Annotated in this window: 18 protein-coding genes and 1 pseudogene; 8 read left to right on the plus strand and 11 right to left on the minus strand. The window is 69.3% G+C overall.

Annotated features, from left to right (window positions below; translation table 11 throughout):
- Positions 1-121 precede the first annotated feature (121 nt).
- A complete protein-coding gene (locus ACFQ9K_RS04220) occupies positions 122-1,069 on the minus strand; it encodes an SMP-30/gluconolactonase/LRE family protein (RefSeq protein ID WP_378720823.1) in 948 nt (315 codons plus the stop codon).
- Between the two features lie 230 nt (positions 1,070-1,299).
- Between ACFQ9K_RS04220 and ACFQ9K_RS04225 the strand changes: the two genes are divergently transcribed.
- From ACFQ9K_RS04225 to ACFQ9K_RS04235, 3 genes and pseudogenes are all read left to right on the plus strand, one after another.
- Complete coding sequence (locus tag ACFQ9K_RS04225) at positions 1,300-1,767, plus strand: YiiD C-terminal domain-containing protein (RefSeq protein WP_378720825.1); 468 nt, start codon at positions 1,300-1,302, stop codon at positions 1,765-1,767.
- A gap of 423 nt (positions 1,768-2,190) precedes the next feature.
- A pseudogene (locus ACFQ9K_RS04230) lies at positions 2,191-2,517 on the plus strand (transglycosylase family protein); the annotation flags it as partial.
- A 317-nt stretch (positions 2,518-2,834) separates the two neighbouring features.
- Positions 2,835-4,781, plus strand: a complete 1,947-nt coding sequence (locus ACFQ9K_RS04235) for an MFS transporter (protein ID WP_378720826.1) — start codon at positions 2,835-2,837, stop codon at positions 4,779-4,781.
- Between the two features lie 8 nt (positions 4,782-4,789).
- Here the strand turns inward: ACFQ9K_RS04235 and ACFQ9K_RS04240 are convergent, their stop codons facing one another.
- The 10 genes from ACFQ9K_RS04240 to ACFQ9K_RS04285 all read right to left on the minus strand — a co-directional run bounded on the left by ACFQ9K_RS04240 (position 4,790) and on the right by ACFQ9K_RS04285 (position 13,536).
- Positions 4,790-4,999: a molybdopterin-binding protein gene (locus tag ACFQ9K_RS04240; protein ID WP_378720828.1), complete on the minus strand. Its 210-nt coding sequence runs from the start codon at positions 4,997-4,999 to the stop codon at positions 4,790-4,792.
- A 54-nt stretch (positions 5,000-5,053) separates the two neighbouring features.
- A complete protein-coding gene (locus tag ACFQ9K_RS04245) occupies positions 5,054-5,632 on the minus strand; it encodes a pyridoxamine 5'-phosphate oxidase family protein (RefSeq protein ID WP_378720829.1) in 579 nt (192 codons plus the stop codon).
- 89 nt (positions 5,633-5,721) lie between these two features.
- Entirely contained in the window at positions 5,722-6,462 is a 741-nt protein-coding gene (locus tag ACFQ9K_RS04250) for an SDR family NAD(P)-dependent oxidoreductase (protein WP_378720830.1), read from the minus strand.
- Positions 6,459-7,478, minus strand: coding sequence for a phosphotransferase family protein (locus ACFQ9K_RS04255; protein ID WP_378720832.1), 1,020 nt, complete (start codon positions 7,476-7,478; stop codon positions 6,459-6,461). The genes ACFQ9K_RS04250 and ACFQ9K_RS04255 overlap by 4 nt, the downstream gene beginning before the upstream one ends.
- Positions 7,475-8,644 (minus strand): thiolase family protein, encoded by a 1,170-nt coding sequence (locus tag ACFQ9K_RS04260; RefSeq protein WP_378720834.1) that lies wholly within the window; start codon positions 8,642-8,644, stop codon positions 7,475-7,477. The genes ACFQ9K_RS04255 and ACFQ9K_RS04260 overlap by 4 nt, the downstream gene beginning before the upstream one ends.
- Before the next feature lie 113 nt (positions 8,645-8,757).
- Positions 8,758-9,807: an ABC transporter ATP-binding protein gene (locus ACFQ9K_RS04265; RefSeq protein WP_378720835.1), complete on the minus strand. Its 1,050-nt coding sequence runs from the start codon at positions 9,805-9,807 to the stop codon at positions 8,758-8,760.
- Complete coding sequence (modB, locus tag ACFQ9K_RS04270) at positions 9,804-10,616, minus strand: molybdate ABC transporter permease subunit (RefSeq protein WP_378720836.1); 813 nt, start codon at positions 10,614-10,616, stop codon at positions 9,804-9,806. The genes ACFQ9K_RS04265 and modB overlap by 4 nt, the downstream gene beginning before the upstream one ends.
- Positions 10,613-11,392 (minus strand): molybdate ABC transporter substrate-binding protein, encoded by a 780-nt coding sequence (modA, locus tag ACFQ9K_RS04275; RefSeq protein ID WP_378720837.1) that lies wholly within the window; start codon positions 11,390-11,392, stop codon positions 10,613-10,615. Before modA ends, modB begins: the two co-directional genes overlap by 4 nt.
- Positions 11,393-11,403: 11 nt before the next feature.
- The gene (locus ACFQ9K_RS04280; RefSeq protein ID WP_364719834.1) at positions 11,404-11,802 is read right to left on the minus strand and encodes a TOBE domain-containing protein; all 399 of its coding nucleotides are present in this window, start codon (positions 11,800-11,802) and stop codon (positions 11,404-11,406) included.
- A 468-nt stretch (positions 11,803-12,270) separates the two neighbouring features.
- Positions 12,271-13,536 carry a PucR family transcriptional regulator gene (locus tag ACFQ9K_RS04285; RefSeq protein ID WP_378720840.1) on the minus strand — a complete coding sequence of 422 codons (1,266 nt, stop codon included), beginning with the start codon at positions 13,534-13,536 and terminating at the stop codon, positions 12,271-12,273.
- Between the two features lie 267 nt (positions 13,537-13,803).
- On the opposite strand from ACFQ9K_RS04285, the gene ACFQ9K_RS04290 reads away from it, so the two are divergent.
- From ACFQ9K_RS04290 to ACFQ9K_RS04310, 5 genes are all read left to right on the plus strand, one after another.
- Positions 13,804-14,937 (plus strand): esterase/lipase family protein, encoded by a 1,134-nt coding sequence (locus tag ACFQ9K_RS04290; RefSeq protein WP_378720841.1) that lies wholly within the window; start codon positions 13,804-13,806, stop codon positions 14,935-14,937.
- Between the two features lie 145 nt (positions 14,938-15,082).
- Positions 15,083-16,435, plus strand: a complete 1,353-nt coding sequence (locus ACFQ9K_RS04295) for a lipase family protein (protein WP_378720842.1) — start codon at positions 15,083-15,085, stop codon at positions 16,433-16,435.
- Between the two features lie 300 nt (positions 16,436-16,735).
- Positions 16,736-18,100 (plus strand): glutamine synthetase family protein, encoded by a 1,365-nt coding sequence (locus tag ACFQ9K_RS04300; protein WP_378720843.1) that lies wholly within the window; start codon positions 16,736-16,738, stop codon positions 18,098-18,100.
- Positions 18,081-18,845, plus strand: coding sequence for a gamma-glutamyl-gamma-aminobutyrate hydrolase family protein (locus ACFQ9K_RS04305; RefSeq protein ID WP_378720844.1), 765 nt, complete (start codon positions 18,081-18,083; stop codon positions 18,843-18,845). The genes ACFQ9K_RS04300 and ACFQ9K_RS04305 overlap by 20 nt, the downstream gene beginning before the upstream one ends.
- A complete protein-coding gene (locus ACFQ9K_RS04310; protein WP_378720845.1) occupies positions 18,842-20,203 on the plus strand; it encodes an aldehyde dehydrogenase family protein in 1,362 nt (453 codons plus the stop codon). The genes ACFQ9K_RS04305 and ACFQ9K_RS04310 overlap by 4 nt, the downstream gene beginning before the upstream one ends.
- The last annotated feature ends 2 nt before the right edge of the window (positions 20,204-20,205 follow it).

A 20,205-nucleotide genomic window follows, 5' to 3' on the forward strand; every position in this document is an offset into this window, starting at 1 on the left:
GTCGTGCCCGGCTACCCGGCCCGACTTCCATGCGACCACGACCCGGGACGGTCCACCACCAGCCATCCTAAGATCGACTTCGATAACCGCGGCTACGGCGTCGTCCGGGCGCGCGGCAGCGTCACGGCGTGGCGGTGCGGGCGTTCGGGTCGAAGCCGCCGGGGATCTCGTAGACCACCCCGGTGAAGGTGGCGCCGAAGAGGCGGCCCGCCGAGAAGCCGGTGCTGCCGCGGCCGTAGGTGAGCACGCTGGTCAGCGGATTGCCGCCGCCGAGAACGCAGTACTGGTTCGGCGCGTCGATCCGGATGACCTGGCCGGCCGTATTGAGCGGCACCACCGGGCGGTCCAGCGAGTCGAGGGTCAGGCCGTCGGGCGCGGCGAGTGCGTCCGCGCCGCCGAGGTCGAGCAGCGACTGTGGCGCGCCCGGGTTGGCGGTGGGGATGCGGCTCACCCCGGGATTGGCGAATGTCCTGCTGACGTACAGGTATTCGTCGTCCCTGCCGAGGACCGCGCCGTTAGCGCTGGGGAACGAGGTCCAGTCCGCCTGGACCACGCCGTTCGGGTAGACGCGGCCGACCAGACCGCCGAAGTCGTTGGTGGCGTAGATGGTTCCGTCCTGCGCGACGTCCATGCCGTTCGCGGCGCTGAGTCCGGCGGCGACCGGCCGGACCGCGCCGGTGTCCGGGTCGAGCTCGATGATGCCCGCGTGGCGCAGCGAGTCGCCGACGAACGACCGCGCGTCCGCGCCGTAGCCGACCAGCAGTTTGTCGTCGGGTGTCCAGGCGAGCGCACCGCCACCGCCGCTCGGCACGGTCGCGACGGGAACCGGCGCCGCACCCGGTGCGTCGATCCGATACACCCGGCCGGTCGCCAGGTCGGTGGTATAGGCCCGGCCGCGGGCGTCGACGGTCAGTCCCTCCAGCGCGCCGGGCAGCGTCGCGGCCACCAGCGTGGGCTGGCCCGCGCCGCCGCACACCGGCGCGGCGCTGGCCGCGGGCGCGGCAACCGCCGACAGTGCGGCGAAGGTCAGCGCCGCCACGGCCACCGTTGCCTTGTCCATGCTGGTCATTGCATACCTCGGCTGTCTGCTCGAGGCGATTCGCCGCTGCGTGGCGCGAATCGCCGAATAGGGCTGAACCTGTGCAGTATGCGCTCGCCACGGGGGAGAACGACGCAACATCGGTGGTGCTGGCGTGGCACCTGCGGGCGAGACGATCAGCGCCGCACCGGGTTTGCGCTCGGCCGGGCGTACGCTTCGCGGGAGGCGACGACGCCTCCGGGGCGAAGGGATGCTGTGGGATGACCGACGAGCTGGAGCCGCCGCCGTTCGCGGAGATCGTCAACGGGGCACTGGAATTCACCATCCCGGTCGCGCACCGGATGGGGGTGACCGCGGTCGACGTGCGGCCGGGGTTCGCCGCGACGACCGTGCCGATCGAGGGCAACGGGAACCACTTCGGCGCGATGTACGCGGGGGTGCTGTTCACCGTGGCGGAGATCCTGGGCGGGGCCATCGCGATCGCCACGTTCGACAACTCCGAGTTCTATCCGCTGGTCAAGGATCTGCACGTGTTCTTCCGCAAGCCCGCGAAGACCGATGTGCGCGCGGCGGCGAGTCTGTCGGCGGAGGAGATCGCCCGAATCGCCGAAGAAGCGGCGAGCAACGGAAAATCGAACTTCACCGTGCGTGCCGTTGTCACCGATACCGACGGCGTAGTTGTCGCGGAGACCGAGGGGCTTTATCAACTGCGGGCGCTCGGTAAGTAGCGGTGTGCGCCCGCGTTGATCACGAATGATCGACGCCGGTATCGAGGCGGGCACAGCGAAGTTCTCATTCGCGTCCCGCTCAGTGGGACGTCGGCGTGTGCGTGTGCGACCGATGACACAATAGGAGAGTGATCTCGGGCACATAACGTAACAATTAACGTTCGGCTATGCGATTCCTTTTGCCTGCTCGAGATGCATAAACGACATAACCCTCGACTATCGGTTCAGCAATGGTTCCGTGATCGCGGCGTGATTCGCAGCGACTTCTTCGCTACCGTCGCCGGAGCCCGTTTGATGGCGGGCTCGAACTCGAACCGCTGAATGCCGGTGACCCTGTCCCGCGGTTGGAGGAACCCCGACACACCTGGGGGCAGGGACACGGCGAGCACGTGCCGTGCCGGTAGGCGCAGGCAGGAATTACACATGTCGCATAACCGCAAGTTCAGCACCCGTGCCCTCGGCTTCACCGCCGCGCTGGGCGCCCTCGTGGCCGTCCCGTTCGGCCTGTCCACCGCCACCGCGTCGGCCCATGACTGGGACGCCGTCGCACAGTGCGAGAGCGGTGGCAACTGGGGCATCGAGACCGGCAACGGCTTCTCCGGCGGTCTGCAGTTCACCCAGAGCACCTGGGCCGCCAACGGCGGCACCGGCAGCCCGAGCAACGCCAGCCGCGCCGAGCAGATCCGCGTCGCGGAGAACGTGCTCGCCACCCAGGGTCCCGGCGCCTGGCCGGTCTGCGGCGCGTACCTCTGACGCGTCACCGGCGCCTACCGTGAATCACGGTAGGCGCCGGGCTATTTCGTGGCGATCGATAGGCCGAGTGAATGGCTCGATTTCGATACGACCAACTCCCCGTTGCACAATCGTTCTTGATGCCGAATTAGGGTATGCCCAGCGAGTGTGCAGGAATTTCATCCCACGAATCCGAACTAGAACACGTTTCGGTCTCGTGTCGCGAAATGCCTGCGGGTAGTGATGCCGATCACTAGCCTGTTGCCACCCGGCTCGTTCGTGCCGGCTCGCGGTTGAGCCGGACGAGATGCCGTGGCTAGAAAGGCATCTCGACCATGAGTTCGACCACGACCGCAGCCCCGCCGACTATTCTCACCGGGCTGTGGCAGCGCAAGCTTCCGCACTATCCCGATACCCCCGCCCGATCCTGGTATCTGACCGTCGTCGTCATCGCCTCGATCGCGCTCTACTACCAGTTGTTCGTCACCGGCGCGGTGGGCAATGAGCTGATCGCCTATTTCCACCTGTCGTTCGCCTACTTCGTCTGGATCTTCATCATCGGCGCCGCATTCGGCGCGGCCGCCTCGGTGCTGGCCGGGGTGCTGGACCGGTGGGGGCGGGCGAACATCGTCGCCTACGGCGTGGTGATCTGTTCGCTGCTGACCTTGTTCGCGGTGCCGGCGACCACGACGAAGGAGCAGTACCTCTTCGTCTACGTCGTGGTGAGCATCGTCGAGGGCGCGGTGCTGGTGGCCACGCCCGCGCTGATCCGTGACTTCTCCCCGCAACTCGGGCGGGCCTCCGCGATGGGCTTCTGGACCCTCGGCCCGGTGATCGGCGCGCTGGTCACCACCGGGATCTCCACCCGCACGCTGGACGCGCACCCGGACTGGCAGTACCACTACCGGCTGTGCGGGGTGATCTGCCTGGTCATCGCGGTGATCGCGGTGATCGGCCTGCGCGAGCTGAGCCCGCGGCTGCGGGATCAGATCATGGTCTCGCTGCGCGATCGGGCGTTGATCGAGGCGCGGGCCCGCGGACTGAACGTGGGCGAGCTGGAAAAGGGCCAGTGGCGGCAGATGCTGCGGCTCAACATCGTCGGCTCGGCGCTGGCGATCAGCGTGTTCCTGGCGTTCTTCTACACGATCGTGTCCTTCCTGCCGGTCTACATGGCGACGAACTTCGGCTTCAGCCCGGCCAAGGCCAACGCGCTCGGCAACTGGTACTGGACCGCCAACGCGATCGCGCTGGTAGCGGCCGGGATCGCCTCGGACTATCTGAAGGTGCGCAAGCCGTTCATGATCGTCGGCGCGCTGATCAGCATCGTCGGCATGTTTCTGTTCATCGGGTACACCGATGAGCCGGGCACGGACTACTACACCTTCGCCTGGGTGTTCGTCATCATCGCGGTCGGCACGGGCATCGCGTACTCGACCTGGATGGCGAGCTTCACCGAGACCGTGGAGGAGCGCAATCCGGCGGCGACCGCGGTCGGACTCGCCGTGTGGGGCGGCACGTTGCGCAGCGTCGTGACCGTGGTGCTGTTCGGCTTGCTGGTGGTGGTGAACGCGGCCGGTCCGCTGGTCAACTTCGGACCGCGACTGCAGGAGATCCAGGCGAAGTACGGGCCGCAGCTGGCGACGATTCAGCGGGTCGGCCCGGAAACCCTTGCGGCACTGAGCAAGAACCCGAACGATCCGGTCGCGCAGGCGACCGCGCTGAGCACGCTGACCGGCGCGTCACCGGCCGAGATCCAGACGGCGTTCGGGCTCACCACCCGCTACCGCGAGGAACTCGCGACCTTGCAGGCGATCGAACCGGCCACCCAGGCGGCGCTCGCCGCGAACCCCGGCGACGGGAACGCCGGGCTGGCGGCCGTGGGGCAGGTCGCCACGAAATTCGGTATCCCGGTGGATCAGGCGATCGCCCGGCTGACCGCCGTGCAGCAGATCCCGCCGGCCGACCTCGCGATCCTCGGCACCGTCGGCCCGAAACTCGCGCAGGCGGGTGCGCAGCTCCAGGCGGTCGGCACCATCCCGGCCGAGGACCAGGCCTACCTCGCCGAACACGGGAAACAAGTGCAGCAGGCCAAGGCCGACTCGCCGCGGCAGTGGGAGCGCTGGTGGTGGATCTGCCTGCTCGGCCAGGTCGCGTTCCTGCCGTTCGTCTTCCTGATGGCCGGGCACTGGAACCCGAAGCAGGCGGCGGCCGCTGCCGCGGCGCACGACCGGCTGGTGCAGCAGGAGCTGGCGGAGCTGACGCCGCTGCCGGTCGAGCGGTAACCGGCCGGCTACTCGACGCCGAGGGCGACCTCGGTCGACTTGATCAGCACCTTCACCCGCACGCCGTCGGCGAGTCCGAGGTCATCGACGGCGTCGCGGGTGATCGACGAGGTGATCTCGTCGCCGCCCGCGAGGCGGACGCGGACCACGGCCATGGCCTCGCCGCGGGTGACCGAGATGACGGTGCCGTCCATTTGGTTGCGGGTGCTCAGTCGCATGCGGGCGAGCATACGCAGGGCAAACCCGGTGCGGCGGGTTCGGCGCGCGGGTGGCTAGCGGGGAATGGCGGAGGGCAGCGGGTGGTCCGGCTCGAGCGCGGGCAGGCCGTCGAGGCTGGCCGAGTTGTCGCCGGCGATCCGGCGGGCGAAGTCGTCGTCGGTGCGGCGCCGGTGCAGCGCGTCGAGCACGGGGCGTTCGTCGACGAGTTCGAGGTAGGGGACCGAGTAGCCGCAGGAGTCGGCGATGCGGTCGATGTCGACCACGATCGCAGCCCGGATGCCGGGGTGTTGCAGGCCGAAATGCGGTCGCAGCGGCTCGAATTCGGTGGAGTCGGGGCGGACCACGCGCCCGGTGCCGAACAGGCGCAGGATCTTCGAGGCGCGGGTGAACGAGCAGAACATGATCGTGATGCGGCCGTTCTCGCGCAGGTGGGCGATGGTTTCCGCGCCGCTGCCGTGCAGGTCGAGGTAGGCGACGGTGTGGTCGTCGATGATCGCGAAGGTGTCGCGATACCCCTTGGGGGACAGGTTGACTCGTCCGCCTTCGGCGGGTGCGGTCGCCACGAAGAACATCGGCTGCTCCTCGATGAACTTGCGCAGCGCGTCATCGAGGTGCGGGAAGACCTTCGCCATCAGGGCCCCTTTCTCGGTCGTCCCAGGACAGAACTTCCTATGCGAGCGTAACTCCGGGGCACGGCCGCGATGAGCGGCTGAGGCTCAGATCACGCGCGCCAGAGCTGGTCGCCCGCGCGGGCGACCACGATGTTCGGCACCACCGCGTTGCGCGACAGCCGGGTGACGGCGAGGACGAGTTCGGCGATGTCGCCGGTGCTCAGCATGGCCGACCGGTCCAGCACATCGCGCTTCCACGCGGTCATATCGGTGTCGACGTAGCCGGGGGAGATGGCGGTCGCGCTGACGCCGTTGGCCGACTCCTCCAGCGAGACGGTTTCGCAGAGCGAGATCAAGGCCGCCTTGGTCGCGCCGTAGGCGGCCAGACCCGCCTCGCCGGCCACACCGGTGATGGAGGCGAGGGCGATGATCTTCGCGCCGCGGCGCGGATCGTCCTCGGCGCTCTTGCGCAGCAGGGGAAGCGCGGCCTGGATGAGGGTGATGGGTGCGCGGAAGTTGACGTCCAGCATGCGCTCGTAGGTCTTCGCCGGCAGGTCGGCGACCGCGCCCGCGGTGCCGGTGCCCGCGCTGAGGACCAGGGCGTGCAGCCCGTCGAACCGGTCGGCGTGGGCCTGGACCAGCGCGCGCACCTGGTCCAGGTCGTTCATCTGGGCGGCAACGGGATTCACCTCGACGCCGGTGTCGGCGCGCAGGCGGGCCGCGGTGTCGTCGAGCACGTCCCGGTCGCGGGCGGCGATGGTCAGCTGGAAGCCCTCCTCCGCCAGGCGCCGGGCCACCTCGGCGCCGATGCCGCGGGAGCCGCCGGTGACCAGGGCGCTGCGGATCGTCATGCGAGGCTTTCCAATCCGGCGTCGAGCAGCAGCGGAACGGCCGCGCCGATCGTGGCGAAGCCGTCGCCCACCGTCTTGCCGGCGCGGAAGCGCTGGTGGATGCCCTCGGCGATGACCGCCAGTTTGAAGTAGCCGAGCGCGCGGTAGAACGGCAGCTGATCGAGGGGGTAACCCGTTGCGGTGGCGTAGCGTTCGGCGATTTCGTCGACGGACAGGAAGCCAGGGTTGGCGCTCGGCGCGTGCCGGACGCCGAGCACCGGCTCGCAGCGGTCGTCCCAATAGACCTGGAGCAGGCCGAGATCGGCGAGCGGGTCGCCCAGCGTCGCCATCTCCCAGTCGACCACGGCGGCGATGCTGCCGAAATCGTCGCGGGCGACGATCGTATTGTCCAGGCGATAGTCGCCGTGCACGATGGTCTCGGCCACCTGGTCCGGCAGCGCGGCGCGCAGGGCGTCGGTGAGCCGGTCGAGGGCGGCGAGTTCGCGGGTGGCCACGCGGTCCCACTGGCCGCGCCAGCGTTTGACCTGGCGGCCGAGATACCCGGCGGGACGGCCGAATTCGGCGAGGCCGAGGCGCGGGTAATCCACCGCGTGCAGTGCGGCCAGCGTGTCGATGAGCGCTGCCGAGCAGGCGCGGGCCTGATCGGCGGTGAGGGCGGCGGTCTGGTCGCCGTCCTGGAGCACGTGCCCGTCGACGAAGGCGACGACGGCGAACGGCACGCCGATCACCTCGGTGTCCTCGCACAACGCGATCGCCTGCGCGACCGGGACATTCGTGTCCCGCAACGCGGCGACGACGCGGTATTCCCGGGCCATGTCGTGTGCGGTGGGGGTGAGCGGGCCGAGCGGTGGGCGGCGCAGCACCCAGTCGTTCGTCCCGTCGTTCAGCCGGTAGGTGAGGTTGGATTTGCCGCCCTTCAGCAGGGTGGCGGTCAGCGGGCCCGCGGTCTGCGGGACGTGCGCCTCGAAGTACCGCTGCAGCGCGGGGAGATCGAGGCCGGCCGGGACTGCCGTCATCCGAGGCGCTCGATGATGGTCGCGTTGGCCAATCCGCCTGCCTCACACATGGTTTGCAGGCCGTAGCGGCCGCCGGTCTGCTCGAGATGATTGACCATGGTGGCCAGGATACGGGTGCCGGAGGCGCCGAGGGGGTGACCGAGTGCGATCGCGCCGCCGCGCGGGTTGAGCTTGGCGAGATCGGCCCCGAGCTCGTGCTGCCACACCAGCGGCACCGGGGCGAACGCCTCGTTCACCTCGTAGGCGTCGATGTCGTCGATGCTCAGCCCCGCGCGGTCCAGCACCTTGCGGGTCGCCGGGATGACCGCGGTGAGCATGAGCAGCGGATCGTCGCCGACCACCGAGAACGAGTGGAACCGGGCGCGGGGGCGCAAGCCCAGCTTGTTCGCCGCTTCCTCGCTCATGATCAAGGCGGCCGAGGCGCCGTCGGTGAGCGGGGAGGAGTTGCCGGGCGTGATCGACCATGCGATCTCCGGGAACCGCTGGGTGAACCGCTCGTCCACGAACGCGGGCCTGAGCCCGGCCAAGCCTTCGGCGGTGGTCGTGGGGCGGATGGTCTCGTCCGCGGTCAAGCTGCCCGCCGCGACCAGTTCGTTCGAGAACCCGCCTGCCGCAGCGGTTTCCGCGGCCAGCCGATGCGAGCGCGCGGCGAACTCGTCGAGCGCGGCCCGGTCGAACTTCCACCGCGCGCTGATCACCTCGGCCGCGATCCCCTGCTGCACAAGCCCTTCCGGATACCGATGGGCCAGCGGTCCCTGATTCGGATCCTTGCCCTGCGCGTTGGAGAACATCGGCGCCCGGCTCATCGACTCCACCCCGCAGGCGATCGCGATGTCGTAGGCGCCCGACAGCACGCCCTGCGCAGCGAAATGCGCCGCCTGCTGGCTCGACCCGCACTGCCGATCCACCGTCGTCGCCGGCACCGATTCCGGGAACCCCGCCGCCAGCGCGGCCGTCCGGCTGATGTTGAACGCCTGCTCCCCGGCCTGCGTCACGCACCCGCCGACCACATCGTCGATCAGCGCCGGATCCAGCTCGCTGCGCGCTACCAACTCCGACAAGACCCCGGCCAGCAGGGTGGCCGGATGCACCTCGGACAACCCACCCCCGGCTTTCCCCTTGCCCGACGGGGTACGAACGACATCGACGATGACGGCGGACCTCATAGCCCTCTCCGATCAGCTAAGTTAGTTGCGATTCTCGTCTAAGTTAACACGGATTCGCGCCCTGACGGCACCGGATGCCAGGTCCGCCGTTCGTCTGCGAATCCGCGGGCGGGTCAGGCCGGATAGGTGTGGGTTTCCGTGGCCTTGACCGCAGCCCATAGTCGCAGGCCTGGACGCAGGCGTAGGTCGGCGACGGTGGCGGGGGTGACGTCGGCGAGGACGGGTGGGGTGCCGTCGAGGCGGAGGCGGATGGTGTGGGCGTGCTGTTCGATGCCTGCGATGGTGACCGGCCAGGTGTTGCGCGGGCTGCCCGCGGGGTGGTCCGGGTGCAGGCTGACGGCGGTGGGGGAGAAGGCGATGTGCACGGGGCCTGCGCCGGGTTCGGCGGCGGTGAGGGTGCCGCCGGTGTCGAGTTCCACGGTGACGCCGCGGGCGGTGCCGCGATAGAGGTTGAGGCCCACCAGGTTTGCCACGTAGTCGGAGCGGGGGCGGCGGGCGACCTCGCTCGGGGAACCCTCCTGGACGACGACGCCGTTCTCGAGGATGACCAGTCGGTCCGCCAGCACCATCGCGTCGAGGGGGTCGTGCGTGACCAGCACGGTGTGGCCGGGGTAGTCGGCGAGATGGTGGGCCAGATCCGAGCGCACGCGCAGGCGGGTGCCTGCGTCGAGCGCGGCCAGCGGCTCGTCCAGCAGCAGCAGCGCCGGGTCGGTGGCGAGCGCGCGGGCGAGGGCGACGCGCTGGGCCTGACCGCCGGACAGGGCGCGCGGTTTGGCGTGCACGTGGTCGGCGAGCCCGACCCGGTCCAGCCATTCCATAGCGCGGGCGCGCGCGGCGGTGCGGCGCAGGCCGCGGGCGCGCAGCCCGAAGGCGACATTGTCCAGCGCGCTCAGATGGCCGAACAGCAGGTAGTCCTGAAAGACGACGCCCACTTCCCGCTGCTCGGCGGGCACGAACACCTTCGGCGGTGCGTCCCAGATCTGGTCGCCGACCCGCAGGCTGCCGCCGGTCAGCGGCGTGAGCCCGGCAAGCGTCCGCAGCGCCGTGGTCTTGCCCGCGCCGTTCGGCCCGAGCAACGCGACGACCTCACCCGTCGCCACCGACAGTTGGACGTCGAGCTCGAATCGGCCTCGGGTAACCCGCAATTCGGCGGTCAAGGTCATACCGCGCCTCGAATCCAGCGCTCGCGCAACGCGACCAGCACCGCGACCGACACCGTGAGCAACACCAGGCTGAGCACGATCGCATCGTCCGGGTCGGTTTCCAGCGCCAAGTAGACCGCCAGCGGCATGGTCGTCGTCTTGCCGGGAAAGTTGCCCGCGAACGTGATCGTGGCCCCGAACTCGCCGAGCGCCCGCGCCCAGCACAGCACCCCGCCCGCCACCACCCCGGGCAGGACGGAGGGCAGCGTCACTCGACGGAAGGTCAGCCACCGCGACGCCCCCAGCGTCGCCGCCGCCTCCTCGAATCGCGGATCCGCCGCCCGCAGCGCGCCCTCCACCGAGATCACCAGAAACGGCATCGCCACAAAGGCTTCCGCGATCACGACGCCGGCGGTGGTGAAAGGCAGTGAGACACCGAACCATTCGTACAGATATCGCCCGATCAACCCGCGCCGGCCGAGCACCAGCAACAGCGCGACGCCGCCGACCACCGGCGGCAGCACCAGCGGCACGGTGACCAGCGCGCGCAGCACCCCGCGCCCAGGCACGTCGCCGCGGGCGAGCAACCACGCCAGCGGCACCCCGAACACCAGGCACAGCACCGTCGCGAGGCTCGCGCACTCCAGCGAAAGTTTCAGCGCCCGGCCGACTTCGGCGTTCAACAGCCGATCCGGCAGGCCCCGCCACGGCGTCCGCCACAGCAGTCCGGCCAGCGGGACGAGTAGAAACGCCAGGGCACACAGCGCGGGCAGCACCAGGACGAGCGGTCGCCGTCCCTGTGCTGCCCGTCGCCGCGGCACCCGGGTCACGGGGCGTCGAATCCCGCCTCGGCGAACACGGTCTTGGCCTGGTCGGACTTGATGAAGTCGACGAACGCCGCGGCCGCGGCCGGGTTCGGCGCGTGCGTCAGCGGCGCGACCGGGTAGTCGTTGATCGCCTTGGCCGCCTCGGGGAAATCGATGCCGGCCACCTGGGCGCCCGCGGACAGCACGTCGGTCCGATAGACCAGCGCGGCATCGACCTCGCCGAGTTTGACCTTGGTCAGCACCGCCTTCACGTCGGCCTCCCTGGTGTCAGGTCGCGGGGTGACGCCCGCGGCCTCGAACACCGTTTTGGCGGCGGCGCCGCACGGCACCTGCTCGGCGCACAGCGCGATCTTCGGCTCGCTCTTGCCGAAGTCGGCCAGGCCGGTGATCCGGGCGGGGTTGCCCTTGGGCACCGCGATCTCCAGCCGGTTGCGCACGAAGGTGAACGGCGCGCCGGTCACCTCGCCCTTGTCCTGCACCTGCCGCATGTTCTTCGGCGCGGCCGAGGCGAACACGTCGGCCGGGGCGCCCTGGTTGATCTGCTCGGCCAGCGCCGAGCTGGCGCCGAAGCTGTAGACCACCTTGACGCCGGGGTGCGCGGCCTCGAACTGCTTGCCCAGCTCGGTGAAGGTCTCGGTCAGCGAGGCCGCGGCGAACACCGTGACCGTGCCGCCGATCTTGTCCGCGCCCGCGGGCGCCGCCGGGTTGTCGGATCCGCAGCCGACCAGGGTCAGCGCGGTCACGCCGGCTATGGCGGCGGCACTCAGCGAACGAATCATTGTCGACCTCATCAACTTTCCGGGATCTCCACCACGACATGTGTCGACTTGACCGACGCCACCGCGACGCTGCCGACCTCGAGCCCGAGCTCGTCGACCGACTCCCGGCTGAGCAGCGAGACCAGCCGGAACGGCCCGGCCTGCATCTCGACCTGCGCCATCACGGTGTCCTTGAGTACCCGCGTGACGATGCCGCGCATCCGGTTGCGGGCGGACGCGGCCACGGTGACGCCCGGCTCCGGGGTCTCCGCGGTGGCCTGCAGGAATTCGGCCAGTTCCCGGCCGCGCACACCCTTGCGCCCGTTGCCGAGCTGGATCGCGGTGAGCTTGCCCTGATCGATCCATCGCCGCACGGTGTCGTCGCTGACTCCCGCCAGCACCGCCACCTCACTGATCCGCAAATCCGACACGATTGGCAGTTTATTGCCGTATCTGCGGAACGCAAGGGGCAATCGTCGGGCGGGTGCGCCGGGGCCGCCGATCGCCCGGGCGATCGGCCTCGGACGCGGCGCGCGGCGGATGGCGCGACCGATTCCTCCGGTATGTGCCTGCTGTGATTGCTGTGGCGGAATTTCCGGTGAACTCTCTCACAATCAGTTCGCGCGGAACTGTGCGCAAAGTTCCATCAGGAAGCAGATAAACACTTGCTGGGCATAATGTTTCGCACCTGCTCGGCGAATCGGGGCGTGCCGCATATCACCGCTCGAACAGGTGAACACCCTCGGTGATCATTACATTGGAAGGGATTTCGCAGTCCCATCTGATGGAGGAATTTCGGTGCCGATTATCGATCTGGGTTCGTCAGCGTTGAATCTCGCGAACGTCGTGACGTCCATTGCCGCCAACATCACCTACCTGTTGCAGGCCTGGCACGTCATCTAATCGACCCCGTGTCCCGGCGGCGGCGCGGACTTCGCGTCGGCCGCCGGGCACAGGCGATGGATGGTCAACGCCGCCGCGAGCAGCCGGGAATCGTGCGGCTCGGTGGGATCGATGCCGGTGAGCTCCGCGATGCGGCGCAGGCGATAGCTGAACGTATTCGGGTGGACGTGGATCTCGGCGGCCGCCGCCTTGCGGTCGGAACCGTGGCGCAGGTGCGCGTCGAGCGCTTCGATCAGATGGGGGCTCGGCAGGATCGGCGCGATCCGCTCGACCAGCCGCTCGCGCGCGGGGCCCGGCCTGGTGAGCTGATGTTCGAGCAGGAGATCGTCGAGTCGATAGACGCCCGGCGGTTTGCCGAGCAGGCGGGCCAGTTCGGCCAGATCGGTCGCGTCGCGTGCGGTCTGTGGCACGGATTCCCTAGTGACCGAACCATATTCGGCCACGAACACCGCGACCCCGAACTGTTCGGCGAGTTCCGCGGCCAGCTGCTCGTAGCGCCGCCCGTCCGCGTCCGCGTCGGCGACGTTGGGTAGCAACGCGATTCCGGTCGAGCCGTCGAAGGTGGCCAGCGCGGTGGTCCCGGTGAGGCCGTCCAGTGCGCGTTGCAGGATTCGGATCCGCCGCCTGCTGATCAGGGTTGCCACGGTACTCGGCTGCTCATCGTGGCGAATGTGGATGGCCAGCACGGTGTATCGCTCGGCCAGCGCCGTATCGGCCCGCGCGGCCAGCTCTTCGGCGGGTAACCCGCCGAGCAGCGCGGCGCACAGCGCGCGCCTGGCCTCGCGTTCGGCGTGGTAGATCGACTGCTCGACCTCGGTGTAGGTCTCCACCACGGTGATGTTGATGTGCATCAGCAGATCGAGCAGCCGGCCGCCGATGACGGTCAGGTCGTGCATCTCCGCCGTCGTGGCCAGCGCCACCGCCTCCTGTAGCACCGATTGCGCGGAGCCGTGGATCGCCTCGATCAGCAGCGGCAACGGAATCCGGTCCTCCGCATGCCGTTGCGCCACCGGGACGACGAAGGCCGCGACCTCCGCCCTGGTGAACTCGCGCTGCTCGCCGATGGCCTGCAGGACCGCCCGCCCGCACGTGTAGATCGCGGGCAGCACCTCGGCGGTGAAGTGTCCCTTCGGCAGATCCGCGGCGGGTGGGGTGGCGCCGAGCCCCGCGGCCAGCATGCGCTCGGAGATCTGCGGCCAGCGGGTGAGCAGCCGGGTGACCAGTGGTGCGTGGCCGGCCGGCGGGGACAGGGCGAGGGACATGAGCCGATTGTTTCCAACGACAGGTTTCGCGGCAAGGTAACCGGCGCATCGGCCGGAACTTTGGCTCGGGCAACAACTTTCCACGCGCATTCTTCTCGCCGGCGTGCAGTGACAAGCGCATCGAGGCGGCCATAGATTCGAAGCATTCCGATATGGGGCGCATCACATTCATGGCGTGATGTGACACGGGAAACACAGTGCGGCGGTCGGCAATTCGGGTCCCGGACGCGCAAATCGCTCGAATGGGAAGTGAACTGAATGCTTGCAATGACGCAATCCGCCAAGCGCGCCGTCTGCGGTGCCGCGATGATCGCCGGGCTGACCGTGGCGGCGGTCCTCGGTTCCGGTGTGGCGAGCGGCGATCCGCGCGTCGATCCGACGGAGCAGTCGCTCGCCGAGGTCATCAGCGCCGGATTGACGCCGGCCGCCGACGGGAGACAACCAAGGGCGGTGGCGGATTCCGGCAGCGGCTCCGGCCTGAGCCACGCCTCCGATGCGCTCGGCGAAGGGCCGGAGATGTCGGCGTATCTGGCCGCCTTCGCCTACGGTCTCACCCACCCGGACGCGGCGCCGCCCGGCGCCAACCGCTGGAATTGCGCCCCGACGGCGGAACATCCGCGCCCGGTGGTGCTGCTGCACGGCACCTGGCTGAACGCCTACGACAGCTTCGCCTACCTCTCCCCGCGCCTGGCGCGTGCCGGATTCTGTGTGTTCGCCTTCAATTTCGGCCGCTCGGGGCTGCTCGACGGCGGCGGTCTCGGCCCGATCCTGCCCGGCCGCTACGGCGTCGGGCGGATCGAGGACTCCGCTCGGCAGCTGAGCGAGTTCGTCGACCGCGTGCGCGCGGCGACCGGCGCCGAGGCGGTGGACATCGTCGCGCATTCGCAGGGCGGGACCGTGGCCGACCAGTACCTGAAGTTCGACGGCGGCGCGGACAAGGTGCGCAAGCTGATCTCCTTCGGCGCCACCTATCACGGCACCTCGCTGATGGGCATCGCGACGCTGGGCCGCATGATCAACAACCTCGGCGTCGACATACTCGGCTTCTATCAGCCGATCGTCGGGATCGCCAATATCCAGCAGGCCGTCGGCTCGTCGTTCTACGCGACGTTGAATGCCAAGGGGGACACCGTCTCCGGGATCGACTACACGTCCGTCGGATCGCGGCTCGACCAGGTGATGAATCCGTACGACTGGTCGTTCCTGCGGGCCGGGCCAGATGCCACGGTGGACAACATCACCCTGCAGGCGGGTTGCGAGCAGGATCTGTCCGATCATCTGACGATCATGTATTCGCCGCGCGCGGCGTCCATCGCGCTGCATGCGCTCGACCCGGCCGCGTATCCGGACCTGGAGTGCGCGTTCAACCCGTGGCTGATCGGCGGTGGCGGCGGTCTCTGAGTGCGATCCGGTGACGAAGAATCGGCACTCGAATTGTCCTCCACGACAATTCATTTCCCGCCGAGGTGGTCGATAGCGTGAGAGTGGGCATGCGGCGGCACCGGCGGCGCGATGCCGCCGGTCGCCAGCGGAGAGGATGAACAACATGAGTGCCGACCCCGCACCGGGTGTCATCGGTCCCCGCGTAGCACCGAGCTCCGCCTTTCCGCTGTTGCCCGAAGCGGATCCGTTCTACCTCCCGCCGCCCGCCCTCGGGCAGCTGGCGCCCGGCACCGTCATTCGCGCCAGGCGGGTCGAGATCGCGCTGTTCGGCATTGTGCCGCAGCGGATCTCGGCCTGGCAGCTGCTCTATCGGACCTGCGACCTCGATCACGTCCCCGAGGCGGCGGTCACCACCGTGCTGTTGCCGTGGGGCGCGGACACCACGCAGTCTCGTCCGCTCGTCTCGTTCCAGTGTGCGATCGATGCCGTCGCCTCGAAATGCCTTCCCTCCTACGCGCTTCGGCGCGGCGCGCGAGCGGCCGGGTCGATTCCGCAACTGGAGCTGCCGCTCATCGTCGGCGCGCTGGCCCGTGGCTGGGCGGTGTCGGTGCCCGATCACGGGGGAACCGCGGGCCGATTCGGGGTGGCGCGCGAACCGGGCTACCGCGCGCTCGACGCGATCCGGGCCAGCCTGGCGTTCGCGCCCCTCGGCCTCGGGGCGACCGCATCCGTTGCGCTGTGGGGCTATTCGGGCGGCGGCCTGGCCACCGCGTGGGCCGCGGAGCTGGCCGCCGAATACGCGCCGGAACTCGACATCGTCGGCGCGGTCGCCGCCTCGCCGGTCGGCGACCCGGCCGCCGCGTTCGTCCGGCTCAACGGCTCGCTGTTCGCCGGCTTCGCCGCCGTCTTCACCGCCGGACTGCGCCGCGGGTATCCCGGCCTCGACCTGCTCCTGCGCACCCATCTGGACGCCCGCTATCTCGGCTGGCTCGCACAGACCGAGACCACCGCGACGTTCCCACTGCTGTACCGCTTCGCCCGCCGCGACATCGACAAACATTGTCGCGGCGGCCTGGCCGCACTCCTGGATTCGCCGGAACTTCAACGGGTTCTCGGCGATATCCAACCCGGCCGCCGCGTTCCGGCCATGCCGATACTCGTCCTGCAAGGCGTCTACGACGAGGTGATCGCGGTCGCCGACGTGGACGCCCACGTCGCTCGCTACGCCGCCGCGGGTGTCCACGTGCGCTATCTCCGCGACCGCCTCAGCACCCACCTGCTCCTGCAATACATCGCCCTCCCGGTGATGATCGACTGGCTCGCCGACCGCTTCGCCCGCCGTGAGCCCGCCCCCGCGACCACCGAAACCGTCTGGTCACTCTCGTTCTCCCGCAGCGCAATCGCCGGTCACCTCACCGTGGCCCGCGTCGTCACGCGGATGCTCTTCGGCCGCCCGATCCGCGCGCTGCGGCGACCGGCCGAGGCGCCGCCGATTCGACTCGTCGGTAACCGCTGAGTAATCACCGACGCGTACCTGCGCCCCGAATAAGCGGTCGGATATCGGCATCCATCCCGATTTCTACCCCTGATGGCGTTTCGATCTCGCGCACGTCGGTAACCGCACCGGCCCCGGTCCGCGGGTGGTGCGGATGTGCCCGATCGCCCCCGCGGTGGGCCGGCCGCGGTTCGTGCCGACCGTCGAGGCCAGGCCCGGCGAATCCGGGTCGGCCTGCCCGCGCTGAAGTTTGTGTGTCCGATCACAAATGTCCCGGTTTTGCTCTAGCGTGGGCACGGTTGGTGCCGAGAGGGGCTGTGGATGCGTAGCGGGATGTTGAGTCTGGCGCGGTTGCGGGAGCTGGTCGCGGTCGGGGAGATCGACACGGTGTTGGTCGCGATGACCGACATGCAGGGTCGATTGCAGGGAAAGCGTTGCGCGGCACAGTATTTCCTGGACGAGGTGGTGCGGCACGCGACCGAGGCGTGCAACTATCTGCTCGCCGTCGACGTGGACATGGCGACGGTCGACGGGTACGCGATCTCGTCCTGGGACACCGGTTACGGGGACTTCGTGCTGCGCCCGGACCTGGACACGCTGCGGCTGGTGCCGTGGTGGCCGGGCACCGCGCTGGTGCTGTGCGATGTCGAGAAGGTGGCGCCCGAGGGTGAGCCGGTCGGGGTGTCGCCGCGGCAGGTGCTGCGCGCGCAACTGGATCGGCTGGCCGAGCGCGGGTTGCGCGCGTTCGTCGGGACCGAACTCGAATTCCTGGTGTTCGACGACAGTTACGAGGCGGCGTGGTCGGCGGGCTATCGCGACCTGCGCCCGGCCAATCAGTACAACGTCGACTATTCGCTGGTCGGCACCGGTCGCATCGAGCCGCTGCTGCGTCGTATCCGCACCGAGATGGACGGCGCGGGGATGTATGTGGAGTCGGCCAAGGGGGAGTGCAACCCCGGTCAGCACGAGATCACCTTCCGCTTCGACGAGGCGCTGAAGACCTGCGACAACCACAGCATCTACAAGACCGGCGCGAAGGAGATCGCCGCGCAGGAGGGGCGCAGCCTGTCCTTCATGGCGAAATACAATGAGCGCGAGGGCAACTCGTGTCACATCCACATCAGCCTGCGTGGGGAGTCCGGCGAGGCCGTGCTGGCCGGCGCCGAGGCCGACGGATTCTCCCCGCTCATGCGGCATTTCGTCGCGGGCCAGCTGGACTGCCTGCGCGAGTTCACCTACCTGCTCGCGCCGAACATCAACTCCTACAAGCGATTCGTGCCGGGCAGCTTCGCGCCGACCGCGGTCGCCTGGGGCCGGGACAATCGGACCTGCGCGTTGCGCGTGGTCGGGCACGGACAGTCGCTGCGGCTGGAGAACCGGGTGCCCGGCGGCGACGTGAACCCGTATCTCGCCGTGGCCGCCGCGATCGCGGCCGGGCTGCACGGCATCGAGCACCGGCTGCCGTTGGAGCCGGAGTTCAAGGGCAATGCCTATCGGTCGGAGCGGCCCCGGGTGCCGCGCACGCTGCGCGAGGCCGCGCAGCTGTTCGGGGACAGCAAGGTCGCGCGGACCGCGTTCGGTGATGATGTAGTGGACCACTACCGCAACGCGGCCAAGGTGGAGCTGGACGCCTTCGATGCCGCCGTCACCGACTGGGAGCGTATTCGTGGATTCGAACGACTCTGAGGATCGGCCCACCGGAGTTGTGCATACCGGGCCGCGGCCCGTGATCGGTCTGCCGACCTATCTGGAGCCCGCGCGGTTCGGCTCGTGGAATGTCGACAGTGCCGTGCTGCCCGCCAGCTATGTGCAGATGGTGGTGCAGGCGGGCGGGATTCCGGTGCTGTTGCCGCCGGTCGGGGTCGCGCGGGCGGAGCTGATCGCGCGGCTCGACGGGCTGGTGCTCACTGGTGGCGCCGATGTGTCGCCGGCGCGCTACGGGGCGGCGGAGCACGCGCTCACCTACACCCGGCCCGATCGGGACGAGTCCGAGTTCGAGCTGTACGCGCTGGCCAGGGCGGCACGGCTGCCGGTGCTCGCGGTGTGCCGCGGTTTGCAGGTGGTGAACGTGGCGCTGGGCGGCACACTGTGCCAGCATCTGCCCGACCTGGTCGGGCATGCCGAGCATTCGGGCACCGTCGGCGGCTTCACCGTCACCGAGGTGGTGACGGTGGCCGGGAGCAAGGTCGCCGCGATCGCGGGGCCGCAGGTGAAGGCCAACTGCCACCACCATCAGTCCATCGACGTGCTGGCCCCGGAGTTGGCGGCCACCGCGCATGCGGCGGACGGCACCATCGAGGCGGTGGAGACCACGCACGGCCCGTTTCTGGTCGGCGTGCAATGGCATCCGGAGGCGGATGCGGTCGACCGCCGGTTGATCAGGGCGCTGGTCGCGGCGGCCGAAGACTATCGAAGGGAGCGGAATTCGTGACGACAGCGCAGGTGCTCAACCCGGCGACCGAGCAGGTGGTGGCTCGGGTCGACCTGGTCGGCGAGGCCGAGACGGATGCCGCGATCGAGCGGGCGCAATGGGCGGGGGTCACCTGGCGCGAGGTCGCGCCGGGGGACCGGGCCCGGATGCTGCGCCGGTTCGGCGACGTCGTCGACGCGCATCTGGAGGAGCTGGCCCAGCTGGAGGTCGCCAACTCCGGGCATACCATCGGCAACGCACGCTGGGAGGCGGGCAACGTCCGCGACCTGCTGCACTACGCGGCCGGCATCCCGGAACGGTTGCTGGGCAACCAGATTCCGGTCGCGGGCGGGGTCGACATCACCTTCCACGAGCCGCTCGGCGTGGTCGGGATCATCGTGCCGTGGAACTTCCCGATGCCGATCGCGGCGTGGGGCTTCGCGCCCGCGCTGGCGGCGGGGAACACGGTGGTGCTCAAGCCCGCCGAACTGACGCCGCTGACCGCGATCCGCCTCGGTGAGCTGGCGCTCGAAGCGGGCCTGCCGGAGCATGTCTTCCAGGTGCTGCCGGGGAAGGGCTCCGTGGTCGGGCACCGGTTCGTGACCCATCCCGCGGTGCGCAAGGTGGTGTTCACCGGTTCGACCGAGATCGGCACGCAGATCATGGCCGGGTGCGCGCAGCAGGTGAAGCGGGTGACCCTCGAACTCGGCGGCAAGAGCGCGAATATCGTGTTCGCCGATTCCGATCTGGCGAAGGCCGCGGCCACCGCGCCGTACGGCGTGTTCGACAATGCCGGGCAGGACTGCTGTGCGCGGTCACGAATTCTGGTGCAGCGCAGCGTTTTTGACAAGTTCCTGGAGCTGCTGGAGCCCGCTGTGCGCGGGGTGAAGGTCGGTGATCCGGCGCAGGAGTCCACCGAGATGGGGCCGCTGATCTCCGCCGCGCACCGCGAGCGGGTCGCCGGGTTCATCGAGGCGTCGACCAAGATCGCGTTCACCGGCGAGCGGCCCAACGGGCCCGGATTCTGGTATCCGCCAACGGTTGTGCTGCCGGACTCACCCACCGACCGGGTGCTCACCGAGGAGGTGTTCGGCCCGGTGGTCGCGGTGCTCCCGTTCGAGGACGAGGCCGACGCCATCCGGATCGCCAACGACACCGAATACGGGTTGTCCGGGTCCATCTGGACCAACGACGTCGGCCGGGCGCTGCGGGTCTCCCGCGCGGTCGATGCTGGGAACCTGTCGGTGAATTCGCATTCCTCCGTGCGCTATTGGACGCCGTTCGGCGGATTCAAGCAGTCCGGGCTCGGGCGCGAACTCGGCCCCGACGCCGCGTTGGCGTTCACCGAGACCAAGAACGTCTTCATCGCCACCCAGTGAAC

The sequence above is a fragment of the Nocardia sp. NPDC056564 genome (genome assembly GCF_042793755.1).
Taxonomy (GTDB): domain Bacteria; phylum Actinomycetota; class Actinomycetes; order Mycobacteriales; family Mycobacteriaceae; genus Nocardia.

Bases quoted from the DNA above. Each gene is read 5' to 3' on its own strand.
- ACFQ9K_RS04220 (WP_378720823.1), bottom strand. From the start codon at position 1,069: ATGACCAGCATGGACAAGGCAACGGTGGCCGTGGCGGCGCTGACCTTC.
- ACFQ9K_RS04225 (WP_378720825.1), top strand. From the start codon at position 1,300: ATGACCGACGAGCTGGAGCCGCCGCCGTTCGCGGAGATCGTCAACGGG.
- ACFQ9K_RS04235 (WP_378720826.1), top strand. From the start codon at position 2,835: ATGAGTTCGACCACGACCGCAGCCCCGCCGACTATTCTCACCGGGCTG.
- ACFQ9K_RS04240 (WP_378720828.1), bottom strand. From the start codon at position 4,999: ATGCGACTGAGCACCCGCAACCAAATGGACGGCACCGTCATCTCGGTC.
- ACFQ9K_RS04245 (WP_378720829.1), bottom strand. From the start codon at position 5,632: ATGGCGAAGGTCTTCCCGCACCTCGATGACGCGCTGCGCAAGTTCATC.
- ACFQ9K_RS04250 (WP_378720830.1), bottom strand. From the start codon at position 6,462: ATGACGATCCGCAGCGCCCTGGTCACCGGCGGCTCCCGCGGCATCGGC.
- ACFQ9K_RS04255 (WP_378720832.1), bottom strand. From the start codon at position 7,478: ATGACGGCAGTCCCGGCCGGCCTCGATCTCCCCGCGCTGCAGCGGTAC.
- ACFQ9K_RS04260 (WP_378720834.1), bottom strand. From the start codon at position 8,644: ATGAGGTCCGCCGTCATCGTCGATGTCGTTCGTACCCCGTCGGGCAAG.
- ACFQ9K_RS04265 (WP_378720835.1), bottom strand. From the start codon at position 9,807: ATGACCTTGACCGCCGAATTGCGGGTTACCCGAGGCCGATTCGAGCTC.
- modA (WP_378720837.1), bottom strand. From the start codon at position 11,392: ATGATTCGTTCGCTGAGTGCCGCCGCCATAGCCGGCGTGACCGCGCTG.
- ACFQ9K_RS04285 (WP_378720840.1), bottom strand. From the start codon at position 13,536: ATGTCCCTCGCCCTGTCCCCGCCGGCCGGCCACGCACCACTGGTCACC.
- ACFQ9K_RS04290 (WP_378720841.1), top strand. From the start codon at position 13,804: ATGACGCAATCCGCCAAGCGCGCCGTCTGCGGTGCCGCGATGATCGCC.
- ACFQ9K_RS04295 (WP_378720842.1), top strand. From the start codon at position 15,083: ATGAGTGCCGACCCCGCACCGGGTGTCATCGGTCCCCGCGTAGCACCG.
- ACFQ9K_RS04300 (WP_378720843.1), top strand. From the start codon at position 16,736: ATGCGTAGCGGGATGTTGAGTCTGGCGCGGTTGCGGGAGCTGGTCGCG.